This window comes from Frateuria sp. (assembly GCF_013362045.1).
GTDB lineage: Bacteria > Pseudomonadota > Gammaproteobacteria > Xanthomonadales > Rhodanobacteraceae > Frateuria_A.
In genome coordinates this window covers 1-2906 of sequence record NZ_JABFWW010000158.1, presented here as the reverse complement: position 1 = coordinate 2906, position 2906 = coordinate 1, and the positions used below count along the sequence as shown (strand labels likewise).

Genomic DNA, 2906 nt, shown 5'->3' with positions numbered 1-2906 from the left:
GGCATCGTCTCGGGCTTGCTGCAGAGCGGCTACCCATGCGGTTTCTTCCTGGGTGCCTTGGCCAACTGGCTGCTGATCGACCACATTGGCTGGCGCGGACTGTTCGTGGTCGGCGCCGCCCCGGCGCTGCTGGTGCTCTACATCCGCCGCAAGGTGCCCGAGTCGCCGGTGTGGCAGCAGCAGCGCCATGCGCCCCGGCGCGGCGTGCGCGAGGCCATGCGCGGTCACTGGAAGCTGGCGCTGTACCTGATGCTGCTGATGACCGCGTTCAACATGTTCAGCCACGGCTCGCAGGACCTCTACCACACCTTCGAAGAGGTCGACCTGCACCTGCCGACCGGTTCGGGCGCGGCGTTCGCGCTGGTGGCGTTGCTCAACCTCGGAGCGCTGGTGGGCGGGCTGTTCTTCGGCGCGCTGTCGGAACGGGTCGGCCGGCGTCGCGCGATCGTGATCGCCGCGCTGCTGTCGATCCCGGTGATCCCGCTGTGGATGTATGGCGGCACGCTGGTGCTCTACGGCGCAGGCGCGTTCCTGATCCAGGTGATGGTGCAGGGCGCCTGGGGCGTGGTGCCGACGCACCTGAACGAATTGTCCCCCGACCACGTGCGCGGCACGCTGCCGGGCTTCGCCTACCAGGCCGGCAATCTGCTGGCTGCCGTCACGGCCACTGCGCAGGCGTGGATCGCCAGGGCGCACGGCGGCGACTATGCCTTCGCCATGTCGACCTGGATCGCCGTGGTGGCGGTGCTGCTGGCGCTGCTGGCGTGGCTGGGGCCGGAAGCGCGCGGGGTGGGCTTCGGCCGGGCGCAGGGCTGATAGAATCCCGCCCTTTGCATCCCGACGAGACAGGCAATGAAGGCAGGCAAGGACAAGGTCATCGCGTTCCACTACACGCTCACGGTGGACGGCGAGAAGGTGGAGAGCTCGCGCGACAACGGCGAGCCGTTGTGGATCCTGCTCGGCCACGGGCAGCTCATCAGCGGCCTGGAGAAGGCGCTGGAGGACCACGCGGCGGGCGACACGCTCGCAGTCGACATCGCCCCGGCCGAAGGCTACGGCGAGCGCGAGGAAGGCCGCATCCAGCGCGTGCCCAAGAAGTACTTCCAGCAGGCGAACAAGCTCAAGCCGGGCATGACCACCGTGCTGGCGCTGAAGGAAGGCGGCCACCGCGCGGTGACCGTGCACAAGGTCGGCATGAGCACCGTCGACGTGGACCTCAACCACCCGATGGCCGGCAAGTCGCTGCACTTCGACGTGGCGATCGAGGAGGTGCGCGAGGCCACCGAGGACGAGATCAAGCACGGCCACGCGCATCCGCCGGGCCAGGAAGCGCACTGAAGCGCGTTTCAAAGCGATAACGAAAACGGCGCCCTAGGCGCCGTTTCCTTTGCCCCTTCTCCCTTCCGGGGAGAAGGTTGGGGTGAGGGGCCGACCTTGCCGCCGCCCGCTTTCCCTCAATCCAGCAGCCGCTTTCCGAATGCGAAGTGGTCGCGCCAGTACGGACCGTCGATGTCGTCCATGCGCACCGTGCCGCCGCTGTTGGGCGCGTGCACGAAGCGCCCCTTGCCCACGTACACGCCCACGTGGCTGATGTCGCCGCCGATGTCGAAGAACACCAGGTCGCCGCTGGCCAGGTCCGTCATGCGCTTGACCTTGTGGCCATCGACGCGTGCCATGTCGCGCGAGGCGTGCGGCAGCAGTATGTCGGCTGCCTGGCGATAGATGTAGTCGACCAGGCCGCTGCAGTCGAAGCCGCTCTCCGGGGTGTTGCCGCCCCAGTGGTAGGGCGTGCCGACCAGCGCGATCGCGCGGAACAGCACGTCGTTGGCTGTGGCTGCGCCGGCTGCGGAGGGCGCGCGTGCCGGCAGGTCCGCCAGCGACGAGTGCGATTCGCGGAAGGTCGGTTCCGGCCGATGCGGATGGCTGGCGCAGGCGGCCAGCAGCAACGTGGCCGCCATGGCCACGACGTGTGCGGGCAGCTTGGCGGGAGAGCGGGCAGGGCCCATCGTGGCAACCTCGGCTTTTGTCCGAGCTTAGCCAATCAATGGCTTGCGTCAAGTTCCTGAGATGCTTTGCCGATCGCTCCATCCCATGCGCTCGACCTGCAGCGGGCGTTCGCCCGGCAGCCCGCCCAGGGCATCGATGCCGTGGAGGCGGTACGCGCTAGGCCGAAGCCGTGACGCTAGCCTGCACTCCGGCAAGGACAGCAGGCTGTTCACATCGCCAATCCGCGCGGTGGGCATGCTCTGGGAGCGCGCATACGGAGGCTGCATGGACAGCGATTTCGACCTGATCGTGCTGGGCGCCGGCTCGGGCGGCTTGACGGTGGCGCAGCGGGCGGCCCGCTACGGAGCGAAGGTGGCGCTGGCCGAGCCGGGGCCGCCTGGCGGCACTTGCGTCAACCTCGGCTGCGTGCCGAAGAAGGCGCTGTGGTTCGCAGCGCAACTGGCGCAAGCGCAGACGCTCGCCGCGGATTACGGTTTCGGGCTGGCGCCCGGCCGGCTGGACTGGGAGCGCTTCCGTGGACAGCGCGACCGTTACATCGAGGGTATCCGCCAACGCTACGCGCAGCGCCTGGGAGCGGCGGGCGTGCGGCGGATCGGTGCGGCGGCCCGCCTGGTGGCGCGGGACAGTGTCGAGGCTGGCGGCAAGCGCTACCGCGCACCGCAGATCGTGATCGCCACTGGCGCGCGGCCGCGGCGGTTGCCGCTGCCCGGGTTCGAGTTGGGCATGGTGTCCGACGACCTGTTTTCGCTGCGCGCCGCGCCGCGCTCCATCGGCATCGTCGGCGCGGGCTACGTCGCAGTGGAGTTCGCCTGTCTGCTGCGTGCGCTGGGTTGCGAGGTGGAGATGCTGATCCGCAAGCAGCCGCTCGCCGGTTTCGACGCGGAACTGGTGCAGGCGCT

Annotated in this window: 4 protein-coding genes; 3 read left to right on the top strand and 1 reads right to left on the bottom strand. The window is 69.2% G+C overall.

Going from position 1 to position 2906, the window contains the following annotated elements; translation table 11 throughout:
• Positions 1-816 (top strand): MFS transporter (locus HOQ08_RS07665; protein WP_291192958.1); only part of this gene is annotated, 816 nt, incomplete at its 5' end.
• A gap of 36 nt (positions 817-852) precedes the next feature.
• Entirely contained in the window at positions 853-1338 is a 486-nt protein-coding gene (locus tag HOQ08_RS07660; RefSeq protein WP_291192957.1) for a peptidylprolyl isomerase, read from the top strand.
• A 116-nt stretch (positions 1339-1454) separates the two neighbouring features.
• Here HOQ08_RS07660 and HOQ08_RS07655 read toward each other — a convergent pair whose 3' ends face one another.
• Entirely contained in the window at positions 1455-2006 is a 552-nt protein-coding gene (locus HOQ08_RS07655) for a C40 family peptidase (RefSeq protein ID WP_291192956.1), read from the bottom strand.
• A gap of 265 nt (positions 2007-2271) precedes the next feature.
• On the opposite strand from HOQ08_RS07655, the gene HOQ08_RS07650 reads away from it, so the two are divergent.
• Positions 2272-2906, top strand: a 635-nt coding sequence (locus HOQ08_RS07650; RefSeq protein ID WP_291192955.1) for an FAD-dependent oxidoreductase, incomplete at its 3' end; no start/stop codon positions are given.